The organism is Streptosporangium nondiastaticum, assembly GCF_003011965.1.
Taxonomy (GTDB): domain Bacteria; phylum Actinomycetota; class Actinomycetes; order Streptomycetales; family Streptomycetaceae; genus Streptomyces; species Streptomyces nondiastaticus.
The window spans coordinates 1-21,532 of the sequence record NZ_PXWG01000008.1 but is presented as its reverse complement, the minus strand read 5'-3'; the positions used below and the strand labels follow the sequence as shown (position 1 = coordinate 21,532).

The following is a 21,532-nucleotide window of genomic DNA, read 5'->3' as shown; positions in this document are numbered from 1 at the left end:
CCACATCGGGTGTGATTACATGCATCCCGCCCCGCCGTCCTCCGGCCGGGACCTCGGCCCCGGCCGGGCCTTGTCGCCCCGTCAGAAAGTGCCCTCGATGCTTCTGAGTCGCCCTCGCCCGTCCGCCGCCCGCGTGGCGGCGCTGACCCTCGCAGTCGTCACCGCTCTGCCGCTGGGGCTGGTGTGCGCTCCCACCGCCACGGCCGACGCCGTGCCGTCCACTCCTGTCCCTTCCGCGCAAGTGAGCTGCAGACCGGTCCAGTTGTACGGCCCGACCCCCGACGGGAAGCTCGATTTCTTCTCCCATGCCGACGCCGCGCAGGGGTCCTTCAACTGGCCCGTCATCGGCAAGCGGATCGACGGGAGCGGTTGGGGCCCTCCCCGCATCACCCTCGGCGGCCCCGGCAACTGGATCTACAGCATCAACGCCGACGGCGGCCTGTACCGTCACCGCTACGATCCGGCCACCAACAGCTGGGGGACCCCTCCCGGCGAGAAGATCGACAGCGGCTGGGGGAACTTCCTCAACGGTGCCGCCCGTCGCAACCGCGTCACCATCGACGAACGCGGCAACATCTTCGCCGTCCACGACGACGGCACCTTGCGGCTCTACCGCTACGACGAGAAGACCGGGGCCCCGGTGCCCGGCAACGGCCGCATCATCGACACCGGCAACTGGGGCGGGTTCAACCTCATCGTCGCTGCCGGAGACGGGCTGCTCTTCGCTCGCCAGGGCAAGGACATGTACCGCTACCGCTACGACGTCGACCGCCAGCAGTGGCTCGAGCTCAAGTCGCAGGCCTGGATGGGCGGCTGGGAGAACTTCCGGGAGATCCGCTCGGCCGGCGGGGGCACCCTCTACGGCCTCTACTCCGACGGCTCGCTCTACTGGTTCCGCTACGACGTCAACACCGGCGCGTGGGTGGACACCAAGGGCCGCAAGGCCGGCTGGAACTTCGATGCCGATAAGTACCACGGTGTTTCCGTGTCCACGGACGCGTGCAAGACCCCGGCCCAGCCCGCGAAGGCGCCTGTCGCTCCGCGGCCGAACATGCCCGCGGCGATCCGGCAGGGCAGCGACAAGCTCATTCAGCAGTTCTACGTCGACGAACGCGGCTGGCTGGTCAACGGTGTCCAGCGCGACCCCAGGGACCTGGGCACCGTGGCGTACAGCACCGTGCCCGGCGCGCGGGACATCGTCGACCAGCCGGTCGTCATGGAGCAGGCGGACGGCACCCCGATGGCCTTCGTCCTCGGCAAGGACGGCCACATCTGGATGACGAAGCGTCAAGCGGGCGGTGTCTGGTCCGCTTTGACGGACTTCGGCGGCGACTTCACCGGTGCGCCCACCGTCACCAGGAACACCCAGGGCATCGTTGCGGTCCACGCCTTCGACCGCGACGGCAAGATGTGGTACCTGAACCAGCAGACGCCGAACAGCGACAACTTCATCCCGTGGCGCACCCGGGACGCCTATTCCTCCATGCCCGCCGGGTACGAGAAGTCGTCCTTCGCCGGCGCGGGCCAGGCCGCCTCGGTGGACGTCAATGCCGAGCGCCCGTTCATCCTCGGGCTCGACAAGCAGGGCCGTCTCGGCATGAACCGTGCGGACGCCAAGCGCGAGGGCTGGTGGGTCTGGGGCGCCTCCGACGTGAGCGGCCTCGGCGGCACGCCGGCCGCGGCGCGCGGGGCCGACGGCAAGGTCATGGCCTTCGCCCGCACCAAGAATGGCGAGATCTGGACGGCCAGGGAGGCCACTCGTACCGACGCGGACACCAAGCTTCCGCTCAACGGCTTCTTCGGCGACGGAACCGTCCTGTCCGGCGTGAAGACGACGGGTTCACCCGCGGTCGCCGTCAACCAGGACAAAACACTCGGGGTGGTCGTCCGGGACGAGAGCGGCTACGTCCACTACGCCCGTCAGCTGGGACCGGACGGTGACTTCAGCCGGTGGAGTCTCGTGGCCTCCAAGCAGGCGGCGACCGACCCCGCGGTGGTACAGCTCGCCGACGGCCAGTGGGCCGTGTTCTACATCGACACCGAGGGCCTGGAGCGGATGTACTGGCTCTCCGACGCGGACGGCAGCAGCGCCCAGCCCCGGTCCCTGACCAGGCCGAAGCGCAGCGTTCCGGCCGACCCGGTGTTCACCGGCGGAGTCACCGCCAAGTCCCGCAACGGCAAGCCGGTGGTGACGGAAGGCCGGTAGCGGCGGGTGGGCGGGAGGCGTGCCTCCCGCCCACTGCTCGCGCGGCTCTGCTCAGTCCTCCAGGACGCGCCAGTGCCCGTCGACGCGCTCCACCGTCACGGTGCTCTTCCTGGAGCCACCCGACCCGGCGCTGACCTCGACGCGGGCGACCTTGCCCTCGCCCTCGACCCGGGCCGCGCCGACATCGATGTCGCCGACCTTGCTCCGTTCCTTGCCGCTGAGCCGGTCACCGGTCTGGGACCGCATGGCTCCGGGGCAACCGCCGTCGGCCTGAGCCATGGAGGAGGCCACCTTGGGGTGCAGGAGATGGCATGCCTCGCGCATGTCGTCGTCGGCGAGCGCGTCGATGTACGCCATGACGAGCTTGCGAGCACCCTTGGCGCCGGGCTCGGCGCCGGGGTCGCTGTCCCGGAGGACCAGGACGCCGGTGACGGCCGCCGCCACCAGGGCGGCCGAGGTGCCGATCGTCGTCAGCCGGCGCCTGCGGGTCGACCACAGCCGCGTGCCGGTGCTGTGAGCCGCACGGCTGATCCGTTCTCCTGCGCTCCGCTCTCCGGACGAGGACTTCACCTGCTCGGGCACGGTCTCACATTTCTCTCGCGAATCACCTGTGAACCGGGCAAGTCTGACACGGAGTTCCGGCAAACGGAATATTTGGGCCTGGTATTGCTGAGGTGCCGTCAGAGGCGCTTCGCGCTCCGCAGGCCGGCTGCGTAGAAGCCGTTGCCGTCCAGGCGGGCCGTGCCGCCCTTGTCGCCGAAGGTGGGGCCGTTGGCCTCCTCGCGGCTGGAGATGAAGCGGGGTTTGCCGTCGGTGTCGAGGCCCATGTAGATGCCGACGTGGTCGAGTCGTTCGCCGGTGCGCTTGTCGATGTCGAAGAAGACCAGGTCGCCCGGCTGCAGGCGGTCCGTGGCGTCGGGGCGCTTGCCGGTCAGTTCGAGGACGGGGACGCCGGGGGAGAGGCGGGCCATGCCGTTGGCGGTGCGGGGGAGGCCGTCGCCCTTGATGTCCTTGGACATGAGGGGGTAGCGCGCCCGGTAGCCGAAGACGGTGCGGACGAAGCCCGAGCAGTCCATCGAGCGGTAGCGCGCCGCCTCGGGCTGTTCGACGGTGCCGTCGCGGAAGCGGTAAGGGATGCCCAGGTAGTCGTAGAAGTCGGACTGTTCGAGGCGCAGGTCGCCGGCGACGGAGCCGTTGGGGTTGAGCGGGCCGAACTGGGCGTCGCCGGAGTACGGGATCCCCTTGGCGTCCTTCTTCTGCGGGGCGCCCTCGATGTACTCCATGGCGAACGCGAAGATGTCGGGGTCCTTGCTGCCCAGGGACGTGCTGAACCAGTCCTTGAACCAGGCCGCGTTCTCGGCGCCCTCCTTCCACGCCTCGGGCAGCAGGCGCACCCAGCTGTCCGTGGTGACCTTCGCGTCCGTGTACTTCGGCTCGGTGAAGGTGCGGCTCGCGCCGGTGAGGACCGCGGTGCGGGCGCCGTCGGTGAAGGTGGCGAGGACGCCGCCGTCCGCCGCGCGCACGACCGTGCGGGCCGGGCTGGCCAGCCGCTCGAAGCGGCGCTCGCCCGCGGCGGGCTTGCCGCCGGGCGCGGCTCCGGTGCCGGTGCCGGTGCCGGAGACGGACTGGACCGGCGGCGCGGTCCCGTCCTGCTTCTCGCGCAGCTCCACCGTGAGGTACGCGCTGGTGCCGAGCAGGCCGAGCACGACCAGGGTGTGGAGGGCGTGACGGCCGGTGAGGCGCTTCTTGCGCCTGCGGTCCTTCTTCATGGGGCTCTGCTCCGTAGGGTCCGTAGGGCTCAGGCGGTGGGCATGAAGCCCAGCAGGATGCCGGCGGTCAGGACGACGTAGTTGGCGAGCGAGACCGTGCCGGTGGCCAGCAGGGTCGCGCCGCGCGGCTGGCGCACCAGCTGGTAGGCGATCAGGCCGGGGACGATGAAGCCGAGCGTCTGGTTCGCGTACATCAGCGGGAACTGCTGCTGCAGGATCACGTAGAGCGTCGCCTGCAGCAGGACGCCGGTCAGGACGACCGCCGCGAACAGCCGCTTGCCGTAGAGGATCACGTACCGCTGCAGCAGCAGGGTGGCCAGATACGTCAGGACGGTGATGCCGACGACCATCGCGGCGCGCTGGAGGCTCTCGACGAGGGTGAGGGCCAGCCAGCCGGGGGTGATCATGCCGCCGGGGGAGAGGTTCGTCGTGAGGTAGCAGACCAGGGAGAACAGCAGGCCCAGGGCGATCCCGATGGCGGCGATCTCCGGGGTGAGGACGGCGGGGATCAACGGAAGTCTCCTGTGCGATCTATGTGATCTATCTGGTCTAGGTGGTCTAGGTGGTCTATGTAGGTTGGGACGTATACCTGGGGTTCCTCCGGACGTTGCGTCCGCGTCGGCTCCGTCTCCTCGTCCGCCGGCAGTTCCGCCAGCCGCTCCAGCAGCAGCTCGCCCTGTCCGTGGATGTTGCCGATGGCGATGAGCGACGCGCCCGGGCCCAGCCGGCCGAGGATCTCCCGTTCGAGCTCGGCCGGGTCGCGGCGGTCGCCGCCCAGGTCGACGATCTTCGAGCGCCACTCCGCGGGGATCGCGTCGGCGGCGCTCTTCGTCGGGTGGCCGATGAGGAAGACCGACTCGGGCGCGAGGCGCGGGATGAGCTCGCCCATCTGGCCGTTGCGCTCGACGCGGTCCGGGCGGCAGTTGATGAGGACGTGCAGGGGCCGCTCGATGGCGCCGAGGCTGAGCAGCTGCTCGACGTTCATGAGGGTCGACTCGGGGTCGTTGGCCGCGAAGATGTTGGCGAACCGGAAGGGCATGCCCTCGGGGGTGAGGTAGCGCTCGACGGACAGCACGCCGGGGTCCGGCGGCGCGTCGTACATGCCCTGCAGGGCCGTGGCGCGGTCGACGCCGAGGAGTTCGGCGACGGCGAGCGCGATGGCGACGTTCTCCTTGAACGTGAACCAGCTGAAGCCGCGCAGCTCGGCGTCGGTCACCGTCTCCGGGTCCACGGCGATCAGCCGGCAGTCGCGCTTGGCGGCCTCCTCGCGCAGGATGTGCAGCCGGTCGCGCTCGGCGGTGACGCAGATCCCGCCGTGCGGCATGGAGCGGCTCAGCGAGCGGGCGACGTCGTCCAGGGTGGGGCCCATCTCGGCGAGGTGGTCCTCGCGGACGTTGCACAGCACGCCGATGGTGGAGCGGATCAGCTTGGTCTGGTTGACCTCCTGCAGGGCCGGCATGACGGCCATGCACTCGATGACCAGCGCGTGCGGCCGGTACGCGGCGGCGCGCCGCACGATGCCGATCTGCTCGACGACGTTGGCGATGCCGAACTTGCGGTAGACGGGCTCCTCGGTGGCGTCCGGGTGGATGAAGCGGGCCGCGGTGCCGGTGGTCTTGGCGACCGTGACCAGCCCGCCGCCGCGCAGCGCGCCCGCGCACAGCCGGGTGATGGAGCTCTTGCCGCGGATGCCGTTGATCAGCACCCGGGTGGGGATCATGTCGAGGTTGGTGAAGTGCCGGCGCTGCTCGATCACGCCCGCGACCAGGACGATCGCGCAGCAGATCACCAGGACCGTGTAGAGGAAGAGCACGCGTCAGTTCCTTCCGGCCGGCGGTCGCTCGGCGGTACGCAGTTGCTGCCGGATCAGTTCGAGGTTGCGGACGACGGCGCCCGCCTCGTCGTGGTGCTGCGGGAACAGCACGGTCTTGCGGTCGCCGCCGGCCAGCGCCTCGGCCTGGTCCGCGAGCGTGCGCAGCGGGCGGACGACGATGATGTGCAGCCAGCCCAGGCAGGCCACGGCGGCGGTCACGCCGAGCAGGCCGGCGAGCATGGTGTGCCGCTGCGCGGTGTACTCGGGCAGCTCCAGCCAGGAGGCCGGCTGCTCGCTCACGACCTGCCAGTTCAGGTCGCGGACGGCGCCGCCGCCGGTGAAGGACGCCGCGGCCGCGAGGGAGGAGCCGCCGTCGGCGCGGTGCAGCAGGGCGGTGCCGTTGGTGTCCTTGCGGGCCTTGGTGACGAGGTCGTCGAGGTGCTTGCCGGGCAGCTTGGAGAAGGCGCGGAAGCCGTGCTGGCGGTCGGCGGCGACGATGCGGTGCTTGTCGTCCACGAGCCAGACCTGGCCGAGGCCGGGCCGGGTGACCATGGAGATCAGGAACTGCGGGTCGTACTCGCCGACGACGGTGCGGCCCTTGCCGCCGGGAACGGCCGCGTAGGCGGCGACGGCCGGTTCCTTGCCGGAGGTGTTGAGCTGGGCGACGGAGTCCGCGTAGGGCTTGCGCCCGGCCGGGTGGCGGGGGGCGGCCCCGGCGCGGGTGAGGACCTTGCCGTCGGCGTCGAGGACGTAGACGGAGCGGTAGCGGGTGTGCTCGCGCAGGGTGGTCTGCAGGACGGCCTTGGTGGCGCTGCCCGCGTCGGCGTCCTCCCTGGCCTCCTTCTCCCCCTTATCTCCCTTGTCCCCCTTTTCGCTGCCCGCGCCGACGATCTGCGCGACGGAGGCGACGTCGGCCCAACCCTCGTTGAGGGCCTTGCGGACGCGGTCGGCGGCCGTGTCCGTACGCCGCCGCTGGTCCTCGACCAGCTGCTTGGGCACGGCGACGCCGCTGCCGGCGCGGTTGAGCAGCAGCAGGAGCGGGGCGGCCCAGGCGAGCAGGACCACGCCGCAGACGATGACGGTGGTGCGGGTGCCGATGCCGCCGCGGGCCCGGCCGGTGCGGGTGGGGCGCCCGCCGAGGAGCTGGCCGCGCAGGCTCTCCAGGGCGGCGCCGATGCGGGCCGGTTCGCGGCCGCGGAACGCGCGGACGGGCCGGTCGAGCTCGCCGCGGCCGAGCCGGCGGCTCTCCAGGTACAGCCCGATCAGCGGGCGCTGGACCGTACGGATCAGGATCCACGTCACGAGCACGGCGAGGAGCAGCAGCACGGCGGCGGCGACGAGGCCGAAGGCCTGGGTGCGCACGGCCTTGGCGTCCTCGGTGACCTTGACCGAGGTGACCACGGACAGGCCGAGGCCGCCCGCGGGGCTGGTCTCGCCGGGCGCGCGGCCGGCGGCGGCGTAGCCCACGGCAGTGCGGTGCTTGTCCGTGCCGCCCATGAGCCGGCCGCTCGCGCCGGGGTGGCCGCCGGGCTCGGGGGTCTTGGTGAAGGCCGCGGCCGCCGTCTTCGCGGCGCGCTTGGCCCAGGCGGTGCGGGCGATCGACGGGCCGTCCTTGGCGAGGACGGTGCCGGCGGAGTCGACGACGAGCAGGGAGCGGTTCTCGCCGGTGGAGATGCCCGGCACGTTGAGGGTGCCGGAGGCGACGAGGAGGCGCGGCTTGTCGCCGCCGCGCAGGGCGGCGGTGACGAGCATGCGGGTGTCGCCGGAGGGGAGCTTGACGAGGCGGGGGGTGGCACCGCCGCCCTTGCCGCCGTCCTGTTTGCCGGAGTTGCCCGCCCTATCGGCCCTAGCAGCCCCATCAGTCTTATCTGCCTTGTCGGCCCTGTCGCCCTTGTCCGTCAGGGCGTCGGCCAGCGGGATCGTTTCGCCGCGGGCGGCGAGGAGGGTGCCGCCGGCGGGGTCGATGACGGCGAGGCCGCGCCACTTGTTGTAGACCTTGCCGAGCTTGTCCAGGACGGTGTCGGCGGGCACGGCCTCGGGGCCGGCGAAGAGTGCGGCGGCGCGCTGGAGGTCGGTGACGCTCTCGTCGAGGGAGGCGCGCAGGGCGAGGGCGCCGTCCTCCGCGACCCGCTGCTGCGAGGTGAGGACGGCCTTGTCGACGACGGTCCGGTCGTGGTCGCCCAGGACGAGGGCGGTCGCGCCCGCGACCAGCAGCAGGAGCGCGAGAAGTGCGGCGATCGGCGGGCGGGCGCCGCCGAGAAGAGGCATGTCGGCGCGTCGGCGCAGCTTGCGCCGGCGCGCGCCGCGCGGGGCGGACAGCGGCATTCCTGGGTATTCCTTTCGGCCGCGGCTCGGCATTGCCGGGTCGGCGGAATGCCTTGTTCCGCTTGCCGCACATCAGGATGAACTAACGGGAACCGCTGAATTCTAAGTGGAAGTTAAAGTATCGACAAAATCTTGACGGTGTGTGTGTCATATGCGTGCGCTGCGGACGGAGTTGAAGTAAAGGCGCGGGAGGGGGTCGCTCCCGGGGTACTTTTGCCCGCATGACGACCCAGCCGGCCACCGACAGCGGAGCCTCCGCCGCCTCCGCCGCCCGCGCCGCACGCTCCGAACGTGCCGCCCGCGCCGCACGCGCCGTGCTGTCCTGCGTGCTGCTCGGCGCGCCGGCCCTCATGGGGGCCACCGGCTGCGGCGGCCCGTCGCCGGCGTCTGCGGACGGACACAAGGACGCCCCCGCGGTGCGGAAGTCCACCCCCGAGCCCGCGGGGAGCGTCGACCTCGGCCGCCACATCACCGACTACACCGCCGGCATCACCGCCGACGGCAGCTACCGCGTCCCCACCGAGCGCGAGCGCCGCGCCGTCGCCGACGGCGTCCGCGCCCTCCTCGACGGCGACCGCGCCGCGGCCGCCCGCCGCCTCGCGGGCGTGGGGTACGCCGTCCGCACCCTCACCGACAGCGGCGGCGCCCGGTACGCGGAGATCGCCGACGCCACGCGCGAGGGCGAGGTCCGGCGCGGCTGGGGCCGCGTCTACGCCGACCTGCGCGGCCCGGCCCGCTGGCAGGTCCAGGTCCCGCACCCCTCCGCCGACCAGCGCACCGAGCAGCTCGGCATCGGCCTCCTGCGCGGCGCCCCCGGCGGCGTGCTCGTCCTCGCCGGCGCCCACCGCGCGGCGGACTCCGGGGCCGGCTCCGACGCCGCGGACGTCGCCCACCGCCGCGACTCCGTCTTCGCCGCCGTCGCCGACGCCCTTGCCGACCGGCGCCTCCCCGCCGTCCAGGTCCACGGCTTCGCCGACAGCAGCCTCCCCGACCACGACGTCGTCGTCTCCCCCGGCAGCGGCGAAGCGGGCCTCCCCTCCGCCCGCCGCCTCGCCGCCGCCTACCGCGCGCAGGGCATGCGCGTCTGCGAGGTCTGGGAGCGCTACTGCGGCCGCCTCGAAGGCCGCACGAACGTCGAGGGCGAGTACGCGGGGGAGGCCGGCGTGCCGTTCGTGCACGTCGAGCACAACCGGCGTGTACGGGACGACGACGGGCTCGTCGCGAAGGCGGTGCGGGCGCTGGTGGAGATCGTGAAGAAGTGGGGGCCGGAGCGGGGCTGACGGCTCGCTCCGCCCGGCGGGCCCCGGTCGCTCTGCCGGGTGGCCTTCCGCGGATTTCCGCCCGGGGGCCGAGAAGGACGGGTTACCTGATCCCCATGCAGGCGGCCCGCCCCGGGCCGCCGGTGCCGCCCGCCCGGGGCGGACGGGGGATTGCGGAGTGGGGGAGCCTATGGCGCCGGGGTCGCCGCTGCGCCGGACGCACGTGCAACGGCGCATCGGGCTGGGGCTGGCCTGCGCGGCCCTGATCACGCTGGCCGTCGTGCTGTGGAAGGGCGACGTCGAAAGCACCGGCACGGCGACGTGGATCTCCGTGGTCTCGGCCGTCGTCTCGGCGTTCGCCTTCGTCGCCGACCTCCTGAACGGTCCCGGAGGCGGTGACGCGCCGGACCCGGCCGACCGCCGCCGGCGCGCGGCCGACGCCCTCGCCGAGGCGGTGCGCAGCCAGTGGGCGGCGGAGGCGCAGCTGCGCCGGCTGCAGGACCCTGAGCCGCTGAGCGTCCGCTGGTCCCGCGTCGGCCCGCCCCTCGCCGACCACCAGGGCAACATCCGCCGCGGGCTGCTGCCCCCGCCGCGCGACGGCGACCAGCAGCTCGGCCGCGTCGTCGAGGCGTTCGCCGCGGTGCCGTCGCGGCGGCTGGTGGTCCTGGGCGGGCCGGGTGCGGGGAAGAGCATCCTGGCCGTGCAGTTCGTCCTCGGGATGCTCGCCGCACGGCAGCCGGGCGGCCCGGTGCCGGTGCTCTTCCCGCTCGCCGGGTGGAATCCGCGGGCCCTCACCCTGCGCGCGTGGCTGGCCGAGCGGCTGGCCGCGGAGTACCGGACGCTGGCCGCCCCGTCCGGCGACGGCACCCTGGCCCGGGACCTGCTGGACGCCGGCCTCGTCCTGCCCGTGCTCGACGGTTTCGACGAGCTTCCCCCGCCCGCGCACGGCGAGGCGATGCGGCGGCTCAACGCGGAGCTGGACGAACGGCTGCCCGTCCTGCTCACCTGCCGCACCACCGCCTGGACCCGCGCCGTGCAGGCCGGCGACGTCCTGACCGCCGCGGAAGTCGTCGAGCTGCGCCGCCTCGACTTCGGCACGGCCCGCACGTACCTGGAACGCACGGCGCGGCCGGACGGCCGGGGCTCGACCTCGTGGACGCCGGTGCTGCAGGCGCCCCCGGGGCCGCTGACCGAGGTGCTGGGCACGCCGCTGATGGTGGCCCTGGCCCGCACCGTCTACGGGGACACCTCCCGCGACCCGGCCGAACTCCTGGACACGGCGCGCTTCCCCACGGCGGAGAGCATCGAGGAACACCTTCTGGACGCCTTCGTCCCGGCGGCCTTCGGCGACGCGCCCGGAAGCACCTGGCGGCCGGACGCGGCCCACCGCTGGCTCCGCCGCCTCGCCCGCGACCTCGACGGCCACGACCGGCAGCGCGGCACGTGGCGGCTCGCCTGGTGGGAGGTGCCGGACGCGATGCCGGGGGCGCTGCGCGTGACCGGCCCCGCCCTGACGGCCCTCCTCGCGACGGCCGCGCTGCTGGTGCCGATGGCCTGGTACGGAAGGGGGGTCGTCGGCAACTGGGACAGCACGCTGTCGATGGTCCTGCACTTCACGGGCATCTTCCTGGGCCTGTGCTGCGGGTTCGCCTGCCTGCTGCCCGCCACGGCGGACACGCCGCAAGGGCCTCGCCGGCTGGCCCGCACGGCGGTGACGATGACCGCCTTCGCCGCGCCCCTCGCCGCGGTGGCCGGCTTCCTGGCGCCGCCGCTCTTCGGCATGAGGCTGGGGGACGCGATCACGCCCCGGCCCATCTGGTTCTTCAACGGATGCGCCTTCGGGCTGATCCTGTCCATGCTCTTCGCCGTCGCCGGGCTGCCCCGGCGCCCGCCCCCGCTGGGCCTGCCGTGGGCCGGCAGCGCGAGCGGCCCCGGGGCCGTCCGCGCGCTCGCGATCGGCCTCGCCGCCGCCGGACCGGTCCTCCTGGCCGTCCGGCTCGTCGTACCGGCCCTGATCTGTTTCGTGGCGGGCCTGCTCCTGGGCCTGGCCGGACAGCGCCACGGGGAACGGGCCGCGGCACCGTTCACGGGCCCCGTCGCCGTCCTCCGCGGCTTCGGAAGCGGCCTCCTGCGCGGATTCGCCGTCTGCTCGCTCATCGCGGTGTCCGGCTGTGCGGTCGTCGGAGGCATCGCGGGCGCGATCGCGGCGTACGAAATCCGCTCGGCGCCCTCCCTCACGGACACCGGCCGGACCGACGGCTGGCGCCCCCGGGTGTCGCCAGGCGGCATCCGCACCCTCGACTCCCCGGGGCCGTACGCGGGCGAGCTGCTGCCCCGCGGCGCGCACACCAAGCCGCTCGCCGTACCGGGCCATTCCGGCATCGCCCGCAACGGGCGCACGCCCGAGCCCTTCCGTCAGCCGGTCCGGATCCGCATGGAGCGGGAGGGGCCCGTGCTCATCACGGCGGGCCACCCCCCTGCCGACGCCTGGAATGTGGTGTCGGAACTGCCGCACCCCGTACAGCTGTGGCTCGCGTACCGCAGCACGCCGGCCGTCATCGGTGACGTCGTGGGCCCGCTCGCCGAGTTCGGCGTCCTGGTCGGTGCCATCGGAGGCTGTGCCTCGGGCGTCTACCGCGCCCTGAGCACCCCCTCCGACACCCTCCGGGCCGCCGGCCCGCAGAGCACCCTGCGCACCGACCGGGCCGCCACCGCGGCGCGCAGCGCCATCGCCGCCGTGCTCGCGGGCGGCGTCTGCCTGGCGCTGATCCCGGTGGTCGGCAGCGGCGGCGCGCTGGGCACCATGCACACCGAACTCTGGGTGCCCGTCGGCACGTCCGCGCTCGCGCTGAGCGCGTGGGGCCGCCTGCTGACGGCCCGGATCTGGCTGGCCGTCACCGGCCGTGCGCCCTGGCGGCTCATGGCCTTCCTCGAAGAGGCCCACCGGCGCGGGGTGCTGCGCCAGTCGGGCGCGCACTACGAGTTCCGTCACTTGCGGCTCCAGCAGCGGCTGGCCGGGGCGGCCGACGACGAACGCCGGGCGGCCCCGGCGGGGGCCTCGGGCCGAAGCCCGGTCAGCTGAAGTCCAGGCCGCCCGTACGAGTGCGCTTGAGCTCGAAGAAGTTCGGGTAACCGGCCAGCAGCCGCACGCCGTCGAAGATCCGGGCGGCTTCCTCTCCCCGCGGGATCGCGGTCAGGACGGGCCCGAAGAAGGCGACCCCGTCGATGTGGATGGTGGGCGTGCCGACCTCTTCGCCGACCGGGTCCATGCCCTCGTGGTGGCTCTTGCGCAGCGCCTCGTCGTAGTCGGCCGAACGGGCCGCGTCGGCGAGCGACTCCGGGAGGCCGACGTCGGCCAGGGCCTTGCGGATCAGCTCGTCGGAGACCTCGCCGTCATCGTTGTGGATGCGCGTGCCGAGGGCCGTGTACAGGTCGCGCAGCACGCCCTCCCCGTGCTCCTGCGCCGCGGCCGTGCACACCCGCACCGGACCCCAGCCCACGTCGAGCAGTCTGCGGTAGCGCTCGGGCAGATCGGCACGGCCTTCGTTGAGCACGGAGAGGCTCATGACGCGGAAGCGCAGGTCGAGGTCGCGGTGGCGCTCGACCTCCAGGATCCAGCGGGAGGTGATCCAGGCGAAGGGGCAGATGGGGTCGAAGTAGAAGTCGACTTTGTGTGTCATGACGTTGAGGCTACGGGAGGAGGTGGACCGGTGGGCAGGGCCATTTCCCTCCGTAGATCGTGGGCCAATCCGACAGGGTCAGCGGCGCTGCACGGCGGCCGAGACGATCTCGCCGTTGTTCACCGTGAACGTGCCGGAGAAATACCGGTGCGATCCGTCCGTCTGCGTCGCGTCGAGCTGGACGCCCACGGTGTTGCCGGACACGGAGGTGACTGTGACGGAGTCCGAGGCGGTGGTCGCGAAACCCTTGGCGAACTCCTCATAGGAACCACCGAGGTTCTTGCCTCCGAGGTCCCAGGCGCGCCGGTAATCACGGTTGCTGATGGCGGCGTAGTAGTCCTGCACCACCTGCTGGGGAGCGGCGGCGGGCGTGCCACTGGGCGGCTGGGCCGGGGCGGGTGGTGCGGGTGGTGCGGACGGCGGAGTGCTGGGGGCCGTGGACGGTACGGACTGCGGAGCATGGTGCGGGCTGCTGGTCAGTTTCCACACGGTGATTCCGCCGCCGATGAGTGCCAGGAGAAGGGAGGCCGCGGTGATCAGGGCGCGTATGCGCGCCTTGCGCCTGGGGCGGCTGCCGGCGGGTGCGCCCGGAGGGTGCGGGGCCTGACCGCCCGGGCCGGTGCCTCCCGCAGCAGGGACCGGGACCGGTGGCGCTACGGGGACGGTCGGTGGCGGGCGGGTCTCGTGTGTCACGCGTTGCGGGGGAGGGGGTGGAGGCGGGGACGGGGGTGGAGTGATCGGCTGCGTCGCGGTGACGGACGGTCCGGCGACCGCGTCGGCGAGCATGCGCCGGGCCTGCTCGGCGTCCGGTCGCTGATCCGGGTCCTTGCGCAGCAATGCCTCGACCACCGGGGTGAGTGGTCCGGCGTGCCGGGGCGGCGGCAGCGGATCGGCGGCCACCGCTTCCAGGGTCTCGGCATCCGTCGCGCGCTGGAACGGGGGCCCGCCCTCCAGAGCGCTGTACAGCGTTGCGCCCAGTGACCACAGGTCCGACGGCGGTCCGGGCGGGCCCATGGTCAGCTCCGGCGCCACGTACGCGGCCGATCCGACGGCGCTGACGATGCGGGCCAGATCGGCCGGGCCCTCGAACACGGCGAGGCCGAAGCCGGTGAGCACCACCCTGCCGCTGTGTTCCAGCAGCACGCTCGCCGGTGTGACGTCCCCGTGGAGCACGCCGACGCGGTGCGCCTGCTGCAGGGCGCCCAGCAGCGGCTGGGCGAGGCGGGCCGCATCGCGCGGCCGGAGAGTCCCTTCCCCGGAGAGGACGCCGGCCAGGGAGCGCCCGTCGACCAGCTCCATCACGATCCACGGCCGGCCGTCCTGCTCCAGCACGTCGAAGACGGTGACGGCGTTGACGTGCCGGACCCCGGCCGCCGCCCGGGCCGTACGCAGGATGCGGGAGTACAGAGCGGCGAGCTCCTCGGGCGGCAGACCGCTGACGGTCACTTCCTTGACCGCGACGTCACGGTCGAGTGCGGTGTCCACCGCCCGCCGGACCGTGCCCATGGTGCCGTCGCCGAGCGTCCCGCCCAGCCGGTACCGGTCGGCCAGCAATTCTTCCGCTCCGCGGTCCGGCCCGGGGCTCCCACCGGTTCCGGGGCCGCCCTGCGTGCTCACGGTGCGATCCCTTCGTGCTCCCTGATCCCATACTGCGCCGCCGGGCCGGGGTTCGCCTCATCCGCATCCCCTTGATCCGCCGGGCCCGCGGTGCCAGGCTGAATTCAGGGGCCCCTCGGAAGGGTCCATGCCATGACCAGCGCGAATGACGGATTCGTCGCCACCCATACGGTCCCCGCGTGGGGCGCGGATCTGTGGAACCTGCCGGATCCGGGTCCGGATGCGGAGCAGCAGCCGGTCGCAGAACTCCCCGGCGGTACGGAAGTGCAGGTCGTCGAGCGGCGGCCCGACGGCTGGGTGCGGCTCACGGCCCGCGGCGGCCCGCAGGGCTGGACCGACGGGCGGCATCTGGAGGCGATCACGCCCGACGAGTCCGTCGATGCCGATGCCATGGAGCTGGTAGCGCAGCTACAGGGCGCGCTGTCGGCCTGCTCGCGACTGCTTGAAGACGTGAAGGACGGGCGGATCGACGCCGAGTCCTTCCACGCCCAGGCGTTCCGCGCCGGGCTCGTCCTGCGTGACGGGGAGGCGTGGATGTGGGACTTCGCCCATGGCTGGCACCGCTACGACGGAGTCACTTTGCGCCACGTGACATTCGAGGAGCGGTCATGAGCCAGTGGGCGGCGTTCGACAACCTGATCCTGATGGAAAAGGTGCAGGAAAGAATCAAGAGTCTTCAGCAACTGCTGAAGACCCAGCAGATGATTCTGGCGAACAAAGAGGAGTACTTCCTGGCAGGCAAGCCGGGCGGCCAGTACGGGCTGACAGCGGATCAGGCCAGGCTTGAGTTCCGCATGCTCCAGGAGAACATGGAGACCACTCTGCAAAAGATCGACCAGGCGCGGGAGACGCTGTCGCAGGGACCGGACGCCTGCCGCGCGTACCTGGAAGATCTCGACGCCCGGCTCGACGCGAAATGGCGGAGGCTTGAGAAGGTGGGCCCCGCCCGCCGCGCCCCTCCCGAACCACAGGTTCCGGAGGGGCCCGGTCCCGGCGGCGTGGGTCCCGATGCCCCTGTGCCCGATGTTCCCGTGCCCGAGCTCCCTCGCCAAGGGATCGTACGGCCGCCCGGCGCCGTCCATGTGGCGCACGACGCCGTTACCCCCGTTCCGCAGGTCGCGGAAGTACCCGGCGGTCCGGCAGCGGCCCCGGACCTCCCCCCGCCGGCCGCCCCCGTCGCGGCGGGCGAAGAAGCGCTCGCGGGCGGCGAAGCGGCCACGGGCGCCGGAGCCGAAGCCGTCGCCGGCGTCGGCGCCTCCCGCGTGGGCCGCGTCCTCATCGGCATCGCCGTCATCGCGGCCGTGGCGGTCGGCGCGTACTGGGCCTACAACCACTTCACCTCGCCGTCCGCGTCGTCTCCCTCCTCCGCCTCCTTCAACATCAACGGTGACTACAACGGGACCGCGAACGGAGCGAAGTGCGAGAAGCCCGAGTGCTACGTCACGGTGACGAAGGTGAGCGACCCGAGCGGGCCCGGCATCGATGATGCCGGGAGGATCACCGTGAATTTCACTGCCGCGAACTGGACACCGGCGACCACGGGCGTGGCCAGCGTGATCAACATGAAGATCGGCCCGATGCAGGCCTGGATCCAGCAGGACGGCACGGTCGAGGAAACCGGTTACGACCTCTGGACCGACATTACCGACACCACGCCCGGCAGTGGCAACCGGACGTCCCACGAGAGCTACAAGCTGAGGGGGAAGTTCACCGGCGTCACGAACGGTTCGCCGTCGTACACCCTCACCATGGTGCTGTCCGGCACCACGTACGACCTCAGGGGTGTGCGCACGGGGTGAGCCTCAGCGGTGTTCCTGCCGGAGGTGTTCCCGGCGTCGGCTCTCGATCTCCTCGACCGCGGCGAGGCCCTGCCGCAGGGCGGCGGCGCGCTTCATGACGAGGACGGCGCACGTCAGGCAGGAGGCGGTTGTTTTCGTGCGGGTGCCCTCGTCGTCGTACGGGTGGGCATTCGCACGTTCGTTCAGCATGTCCGGCCTCCGTTGTGTCTTGCTCGTTGCCAGCGGGCAACTCCCCTTCAGATAACTAGGGTTGCCGGGCAGAGACGTCGACCACCAGGAGTTCATGTCCCTCGCCTGAGCAGGGGAGATAGGGGGTACGTGCATGCCCGCACGACCACGCACGCTGACGCCGGACCGGTCCGCCCGGCATCTGTTCGGGGCGAAGATGCGCGCGTATCGCGGAAATATGAGCCTGGAGCGGCTCGCCGAGATTGTGAACTTCAGCAGGAGTCACTTGGCGAGGGTGGAGACGGCCGAGTCGATGCCGCCGCCGGAGCTTCCGGCGTTGCTGGACGCCCAGTTCGGCACGGACGGCATTTTCGTCGAGCTGTACCAGCTCGCTCGGAAGGAGATCCATCCGGATCAGTTCCGTCGCCGAATGGAGCTGGAGGGTCAGGCGCGCCTGATTCAGCAATACACCGGGCAGATCGTCCCGGGTCTGGTGCAGACGGAAGAATATGCGAGGGCCCTGTTCGAGGCATACAACCCTCGGGCTACATCGGACCAGATCGAGGAACTGGTGACGGCCCGGCTGTCACGACAGGCCCTCCTGCGGGAGGACCCGGAGCCGGACATTTCCTTCATCCTCGACGAAGGTGTGATCCGGCGTTCCTTCGGCGGCCCGAAGACCATGCGTGCTCAGCTCGACCGGCTGGCCGGGCTGACCCTCACCTCGACCACCACGGTTCAGATCCTGCCGTTCTCCCACGGTGGCCACGGCCTGGTGGGCGGCACTCTGACCCTGCTGACCCTGCGCGATGGGACACAAGTCGCCTACGAGGAGTCGATCTCCACCGGGACCCTGCTGGAAGACGCAACCGACTTCGTCACACGCGACCGTGCTTACGATCTCCTGAGCGCAAGCGCCCTGTCGCCGGCCGACTCGGCGGCATTCATCAGGTCCGTCATGGAGGCATTACCCGATGGCTACCATCCCTGACATATCCCGCGCGGTATGGGCCAAGTCCAGCTACAGCGGCAATGGTGGTGACAACTGCCTTGAATGGGCACCATCCGCATCCCCGGACATCGTCCCCGTCCGCGACAGCAAAACCCCCGGCGGCCCCGTCCTCGCCTTTTCCCCGGCGGCCTGGGCCGCCTTCGTCAGGGCCGTCTGACGCCAACGCAAACGAGGGCCGTACGGGGAAACCCCGTACGGCCCTCCGGCTTAGCTCCCGCTACGCGGGAACGGAAGCAACGCCCCGCGGCAGGAACCGCTTGCCGTTGACCTTCTCGGCGATGCCGACCCGGTCCAGGTACGGCGTCACGCCGCCCAGGTGGAAGGGCCAGCCCGCGCCGGTGATCAGGCACAGGTCGATGTCCTGGGCCTCGGCGACGACGCCCTCGTCCAGCATGATGCCGATCTCCTGGGCCACCGCCTCCAGGACGCGCGCCCGCACCTGCTCCTCCGTCAGGACGTTGTCGCCCTGCTTGAGCAGCGCCGCGACCTCGGGGTCGAGCTCCGGCTTCCCGCTGTCGTAGACGTAGAAGCCGCGCTTCCCGGCCTTGACGACCGCGGCGAGGTTCGGGGAGACCTTGAAGCGGTCGGGGAACGCGCCGGCCAGCGTCTCGGAGACGTGGAGGCCGATCGCGGGGCCGACGAGCTCCAGGAGCACCAGCGGGGACATCGGCAGGCCGAGCGGCTCGACGGCCTTCTCCGCGACAGCGACCGGCGTGCCCTCGTCGATGACGTTCTGGATCTCGCCCATGAAGCGGACCAGGATGCGGTTGACGACGAACGCCGGGGCGTCCTTCACCAGGACCGCGCTCTTCTTCAGCTTCTTGGCGACGGCGAAGGCCGTGGCCAGGGAGGCGTCGTCCGTCTTCTCGCCGCGGACGATCTCCAGCAGCGGGAGGATGGCGACCGGGTTGAAGAAGTGGAAGCCGACGACCCGCTCGGGGTGCTTGAGCTTGGACGCCATCTCGCTGACGGACAGCGAGGAGGTGTTGGTCGCCAGGATGGTGTGGGCGGGGACGACCGCCTCGACCTCGGCGAACACCTGCTGCTTGACGCCCATCTCCTCGAAGACGGCCTCGATGACGAAGTCCGCGTCGCCGAAGGCGGCGGCCTTGTCGAGGGAGCCGGTGACGGCGGCCTTGAGGCGGTTGGCCTTGTCGTTGCCGATGCGGCCCTTGGCGAGGAGCTTGTCGATCTCGCCGTGGACGTAGCCGACGCCCTTGTCGATGCGCTCCTGGTCGATGTCGGTGAGGACGACCTGGACCTCCAGGCGGCGCGCGAAGAGCAGCGCGAGCTGGGAGGCCATCAGGCCGGCGCCGACGACGCCCACCTTGGTGACGGGGCGGGCCAGCGAGCGGTCGGGGGCACCGGCCGGGCGCTTGGCGCGCTTCTGCACCAGGTTGAAGGAGTAGATGCCGCTGCGCAGCTCGTCGCCCATGATCAGGTCCGCGAGGGCCTGGTCCTCGGCGTCGAAGCCCTGGCGCAGGTCGCCGTTCTTCGCCGCGGCGATGATGTCCAGGGCGCGGTAGGCGGCCGGGGCGGCGCCGTGCACCTTGGAGTCGGCGATGAAGCGGCCGCGCTCGACGGCCTGGTCCCAGGCCTCGCCGCGGTCGATCTCGGCGCGGTCGACCTGGACGTCGCCCTTGAGGACGCGGGCCGTCCAGATGAGGGACTGCTCCAGGAAGTCGGCGCCGTCGAAGAGGGCGTCGGCGATGCCGAGCTCGAAGACCTGCACGCCCTTGAGCTGGCGGTTCTGGTTGAGCGAGTTCTCGATGATGACCGAGACCGCGCGGTCGGCGCCGATGAGGTTCGGCAGCAGGGTGCAGCCGCCCCAGCCGGGGACCAGGCCGAGGAAGACCTCGGGCAGGGAGAAGGCGGGGATGGCGCGCGAGACGGTGCGGTAGGTGCAGTGCAGGCCGACCTCGACGCCGCCGCCCATGGCCGCGCCGTTGTAGTACGCGAACGTCGGGACGGCGAGGGAGGCGAGACGCTTGAAGACGTCGTGGCCGCCCTTGCCGATGGCGAGCGCGTCCTCGTGCTTCTTCAGCAGCTCGACGCCCTTGAGGTCGGCGCCGACGGCGAAGATGAACGGCTTGCCGGTGAGGCCGATGCCGGTGATGGAGCCCTCGGCGGCCTCCTTCTCGACCTGGTCGATCGCGGCGGCCAGGTTCGCGAGCGACTGCGGGCCGAAGGTGGTCGGCTTGGTGTGGTCCAGGCCGTTGTCGAGCGTGATGAGCGCGAAGCGCCCGGCGCCGAAGGGGAGGTCGAAGTGGCGCACGTGCGCCTGGGTCACGACCTCGTCGGGGAACAGCTCCGCCGCACCCTTGAGAAGTTCAGCGGTGGTGCTCACTTGTTGCCTCCGTCGAAGTGCGGGTTCTCCCAGATGACCGTGCCGCCCATGCCGAGGCCGACGCACATCGAGGTGAGGCCGTAGCGGACGTGCGGCTGCTCCTCGAACTGGCGGGCCAGCTGGGTCATCAGACGGACGCCGGACGAGGCCAGCGGGTGGCCGAACGCGATGGCGCCGCCGTACTGGTTGACGCGCGGGTCGTCGTCGGCGATGCCGTAGTGGTCCAGGAGCGCGAGCACCTGCACCGCGTAGGCCTCGTTGAGCTCGAAGAGGCCGATGTCGTCGATCGTCAGGCCCGCCTTGGCGAGGGCCTTCTCGGTCGCCGGGATCGGGCCGTAGCCCATGACCTCGGGCTCGACGCCCACGAAGGAGTACGAGACGAGGCGCATGCGGACCGGCAGGCCCAGCTCGCGCGCGACGTCCTCGGCGGCGATCAGCGAGGCGGTGGCGCCGTCGTTGAGGCCCGAGGCGTTGCCCGGGGTGACCCGGCCGTGCGGGCGGAACGGCGTCTTGAGGTTCGCCAGGCCCTCCATGGTGGTGCCCGGGCGCATCGGCTCGTCGGCCGTGACCAGGCCCCAGCCCAGCTCCCCGCCCTCGGGCGTGGTGCGGCGCACGGAGATCGGCACGAGGTCGGCCTGGATCTTGCCGTCGGCGTAGGCCTTGGCGGCCTTCTCCTGGCTGCGGACCGCGTAGGCGTCCGCGCGCTCCTTGGTGAGCTGCGGGTAGCGGTCGTGCAGGTTCTCCGCCGTCATGCCCATGACGAGGGCGGACTCGTCGACCAGCTTCTCCGAGAGGAAGCGCGGGTTCGGGTCGACGCCCTCGCCCATCGGGTGGCGGCCCATGTGCTCGACGCCGCCCGCGAGGGCGATGTCGTACGCGCCGAAGGCGACGCCGCCGGCGACGGTCGTCACGGCGGTCATGGCGCCGGCGCACATGCGGTCGATGGACATGCCGGGCACGGTCTGCGGCAGGCCCGCGAGCATGCCGGCCGTACGGCCCAGGGTCAGGCCCTGGTCGCCGATCTGCGTGGTCGCGGCGATGGCGACCTCGTCGATCTTGGCGGGGTCCAGGTTCGGGTTCCGGCGCAGCAGCTCACGGATGCACTTGATGACGAGGTCGTCGGCGCGGGTCTCGTGGTAGATGCCCTTCGGGCCCGCCTTGCCGAACGGGGTGCGGACGCCGTCGACGAATACGACGTCCCTAGCGGTACGAGGCACTTGGCTCTCCTCCTGTGCGGGATCGCTGCTCGCGGGCATGCCTGGACGGCTCCGCCGCGGTGCGGGCTGACACCGGCCATGCTACTTACGGGTAACTAAGTTGCCCAGCCCCCTCGGCGGGAGCGGCGAAGGTCACATTCCGTGAACGGGAGGGGCTACTGCGGGTTCGGCACGGCCGGTGGCATTTGCGGTGGTCGCGCGCCGTCGCGGCCGAGGGTGATCCCCTGGCCCGCCCTTTCCTGAAACCGGGGGTGAGCCCCCGGGCCCCGGGGGTACGGGGGCCGGAAAAGGGCTGTGCCCCGGGTCCCCGCGGGGACCCG

17 protein-coding genes are annotated in these 21,532 nt (G+C 71.9%); 7 read left to right on the top strand and 10 right to left on the bottom strand.

Annotation, left to right across the window (positions count from 1 at the left end; all coding sequences use genetic code 11):
* The first annotated feature begins 97 nt into the window (after positions 1–97).
* Positions 98–2,206, top strand: coding sequence for a tachylectin-related carbohydrate-binding protein (locus tag B7P34_RS05950; protein WP_189382513.1), 2,109 nt, complete (start codon positions 98–100; stop codon positions 2,204–2,206).
* A 51-nt stretch (positions 2,207–2,257) separates the two neighbouring features.
* Here the strand turns inward: B7P34_RS05950 and B7P34_RS05945 are convergent, their stop codons facing one another.
* The 5 genes from B7P34_RS05945 to B7P34_RS05925 all read right to left on the bottom strand — a co-directional run bounded on the left by B7P34_RS05945 (position 2,258) and on the right by B7P34_RS05925 (position 8,113).
* Positions 2,258–2,788, bottom strand: coding sequence for a DUF4878 domain-containing protein (locus B7P34_RS05945; RefSeq protein WP_146166747.1), 531 nt, complete (start codon positions 2,786–2,788; stop codon positions 2,258–2,260).
* Positions 2,789–2,886: 98 nt separating this feature from the next.
* Complete coding sequence (locus tag B7P34_RS05940; RefSeq protein ID WP_106674736.1) at positions 2,887–3,975, bottom strand: C40 family peptidase; 1,089 nt, start codon at positions 3,973–3,975, stop codon at positions 2,887–2,889.
* A gap of 29 nt (positions 3,976–4,004) precedes the next feature.
* On the bottom strand, positions 4,005–4,487 hold the full coding sequence (locus tag B7P34_RS05935; protein WP_106674735.1) for a poly-gamma-glutamate biosynthesis protein PgsC/CapC: 483 nt from the start codon (positions 4,485–4,487) through the stop codon (positions 4,005–4,007).
* Positions 4,484–5,788 carry a poly-gamma-glutamate synthase PgsB gene (gene pgsB / locus B7P34_RS05930; protein ID WP_106674734.1) on the bottom strand — a complete coding sequence of 435 codons (1,305 nt, stop codon included), beginning with the start codon at positions 5,786–5,788 and terminating at the stop codon, positions 4,484–4,486. Before pgsB ends, B7P34_RS05935 begins: the two co-directional genes overlap by 4 nt.
* Before the next feature lie 3 nt (positions 5,789–5,791).
* Entirely contained in the window at positions 5,792–8,113 is a 2,322-nt protein-coding gene (locus B7P34_RS05925) for a cache domain-containing protein (protein ID WP_223267549.1), read from the bottom strand.
* 221 nt (positions 8,114–8,334) lie between these two features.
* Between B7P34_RS05925 and B7P34_RS05920 the strand changes: the two genes are divergently transcribed.
* Entirely contained in the window at positions 8,335–9,393 is a 1,059-nt protein-coding gene (locus B7P34_RS05920; RefSeq protein ID WP_106674733.1) for a hypothetical protein, read from the top strand.
* A 157-nt stretch (positions 9,394–9,550) separates the two neighbouring features.
* A complete protein-coding gene (locus tag B7P34_RS05915; RefSeq protein ID WP_223267548.1) occupies positions 9,551–12,454 on the top strand; it encodes an NACHT domain-containing protein in 2,904 nt (967 codons plus the stop codon).
* On the opposite strand, the gene B7P34_RS05910 is transcribed toward B7P34_RS05915, so the two are convergent.
* Together B7P34_RS05910 and B7P34_RS05905 are read right to left on the bottom strand one after the other, a co-directional pair.
* Positions 12,447–13,052 carry a mycothiol-dependent nitroreductase Rv2466c family protein gene (locus tag B7P34_RS05910; RefSeq protein ID WP_106674731.1) on the bottom strand — a complete coding sequence of 202 codons (606 nt, stop codon included), beginning with the start codon at positions 13,050–13,052 and terminating at the stop codon, positions 12,447–12,449. The two genes, B7P34_RS05915 and B7P34_RS05910, sit on opposite strands and share 8 nt — an antisense overlap.
* 78 nt (positions 13,053–13,130) lie before the next feature.
* A complete protein-coding gene (locus B7P34_RS05905) occupies positions 13,131–14,669 on the bottom strand; it encodes a serine/threonine-protein kinase (protein ID WP_146166746.1) in 1,539 nt (512 codons plus the stop codon).
* Between the two features lie 132 nt (positions 14,670–14,801).
* On the opposite strand from B7P34_RS05905, the gene B7P34_RS05900 reads away from it, so the two are divergent.
* Together B7P34_RS05900 and B7P34_RS05895 are read left to right on the top strand one after the other, a co-directional pair.
* Complete coding sequence (locus B7P34_RS05900; RefSeq protein ID WP_106674729.1) at positions 14,802–15,281, top strand: SH3 domain-containing protein; 480 nt, start codon at positions 14,802–14,804, stop codon at positions 15,279–15,281.
* The gene (locus B7P34_RS05895; RefSeq protein ID WP_106674728.1) at positions 15,278–16,468 is read left to right on the top strand and encodes a hypothetical protein; all 1,191 of its coding nucleotides are present in this window, start codon (positions 15,278–15,280) and stop codon (positions 16,466–16,468) included. Before B7P34_RS05900 ends, B7P34_RS05895 begins: the two co-directional genes overlap by 4 nt.
* A gap of 3 nt (positions 16,469–16,471) precedes the next feature.
* Here B7P34_RS05895 and B7P34_RS05890 read toward each other — a convergent pair whose 3' ends face one another.
* Positions 16,472–16,657, bottom strand: coding sequence for a hypothetical protein (locus tag B7P34_RS05890; RefSeq protein ID WP_106674727.1), 186 nt, complete (start codon positions 16,655–16,657; stop codon positions 16,472–16,474).
* A gap of 133 nt (positions 16,658–16,790) precedes the next feature.
* On the opposite strand from B7P34_RS05890, the gene B7P34_RS05885 reads away from it, so the two are divergent.
* Together B7P34_RS05885 and B7P34_RS05880 are read left to right on the top strand one after the other, a co-directional pair.
* Complete coding sequence (locus B7P34_RS05885; RefSeq protein ID WP_106674726.1) at positions 16,791–17,627, top strand: helix-turn-helix domain-containing protein; 837 nt, start codon at positions 16,791–16,793, stop codon at positions 17,625–17,627.
* Positions 17,611–17,805, top strand: coding sequence for a DUF397 domain-containing protein (locus tag B7P34_RS05880; protein ID WP_106674725.1), 195 nt, complete (start codon positions 17,611–17,613; stop codon positions 17,803–17,805). The genes B7P34_RS05885 and B7P34_RS05880 overlap by 17 nt, the downstream gene beginning before the upstream one ends.
* A 60-nt stretch (positions 17,806–17,865) precedes the next feature.
* On the opposite strand, the gene B7P34_RS05875 is transcribed toward B7P34_RS05880, so the two are convergent.
* Entirely contained in the window at positions 17,866–19,995 is a 2,130-nt protein-coding gene (locus B7P34_RS05875) for a 3-hydroxyacyl-CoA dehydrogenase NAD-binding domain-containing protein (protein WP_106674724.1), read from the bottom strand.
* The gene (locus tag B7P34_RS05870) at positions 19,992–21,212 is read right to left on the bottom strand and encodes a thiolase family protein (RefSeq protein WP_106674723.1); all 1,221 of its coding nucleotides are present in this window, start codon (positions 21,210–21,212) and stop codon (positions 19,992–19,994) included. Before B7P34_RS05870 ends, B7P34_RS05875 begins: the two co-directional genes overlap by 4 nt.
* Between the last annotated feature and the right edge of the window lie 320 nt (positions 21,213–21,532).

What these genes read in the sequence shown, in the direction of transcription:
- B7P34_RS05885 (WP_106674726.1), top strand. Translation starts at nt 16,791, where the DNA reads ATGCCCGCACGACCACGCACGCTGACGCCGGACCGGTCCGCCCGGCAT.
- B7P34_RS05890 (WP_106674727.1), bottom strand. Translation starts at nt 16,657, where the DNA reads ATGCTGAACGAACGTGCGAATGCCCACCCGTACGACGACGAGGGCACC.
- B7P34_RS05925 (WP_223267549.1), bottom strand. Translation starts at nt 8,113, where the DNA reads ATGCCGCTGTCCGCCCCGCGCGGCGCGCGCCGGCGCAAGCTGCGCCGA.
- B7P34_RS05940 (WP_106674736.1), bottom strand. Translation starts at nt 3,975, where the DNA reads ATGAAGAAGGACCGCAGGCGCAAGAAGCGCCTCACCGGCCGTCACGCC.
- B7P34_RS05950 (WP_189382513.1), top strand. Translation starts at nt 98, where the DNA reads ATGCTTCTGAGTCGCCCTCGCCCGTCCGCCGCCCGCGTGGCGGCGCTG.
- B7P34_RS05920 (WP_106674733.1), top strand. Translation starts at nt 8,335, where the DNA reads ATGACGACCCAGCCGGCCACCGACAGCGGAGCCTCCGCCGCCTCCGCC.
- B7P34_RS05910 (WP_106674731.1), bottom strand. Translation starts at nt 13,052, where the DNA reads ATGACACACAAAGTCGACTTCTACTTCGACCCCATCTGCCCCTTCGCC.
- B7P34_RS05900 (WP_106674729.1), top strand. Translation starts at nt 14,802, where the DNA reads ATGACCAGCGCGAATGACGGATTCGTCGCCACCCATACGGTCCCCGCG.
- B7P34_RS05880 (WP_106674725.1), top strand. Translation starts at nt 17,611, where the DNA reads ATGGCTACCATCCCTGACATATCCCGCGCGGTATGGGCCAAGTCCAGC.
- B7P34_RS05895 (WP_106674728.1), top strand. Translation starts at nt 15,278, where the DNA reads ATGAGCCAGTGGGCGGCGTTCGACAACCTGATCCTGATGGAAAAGGTG.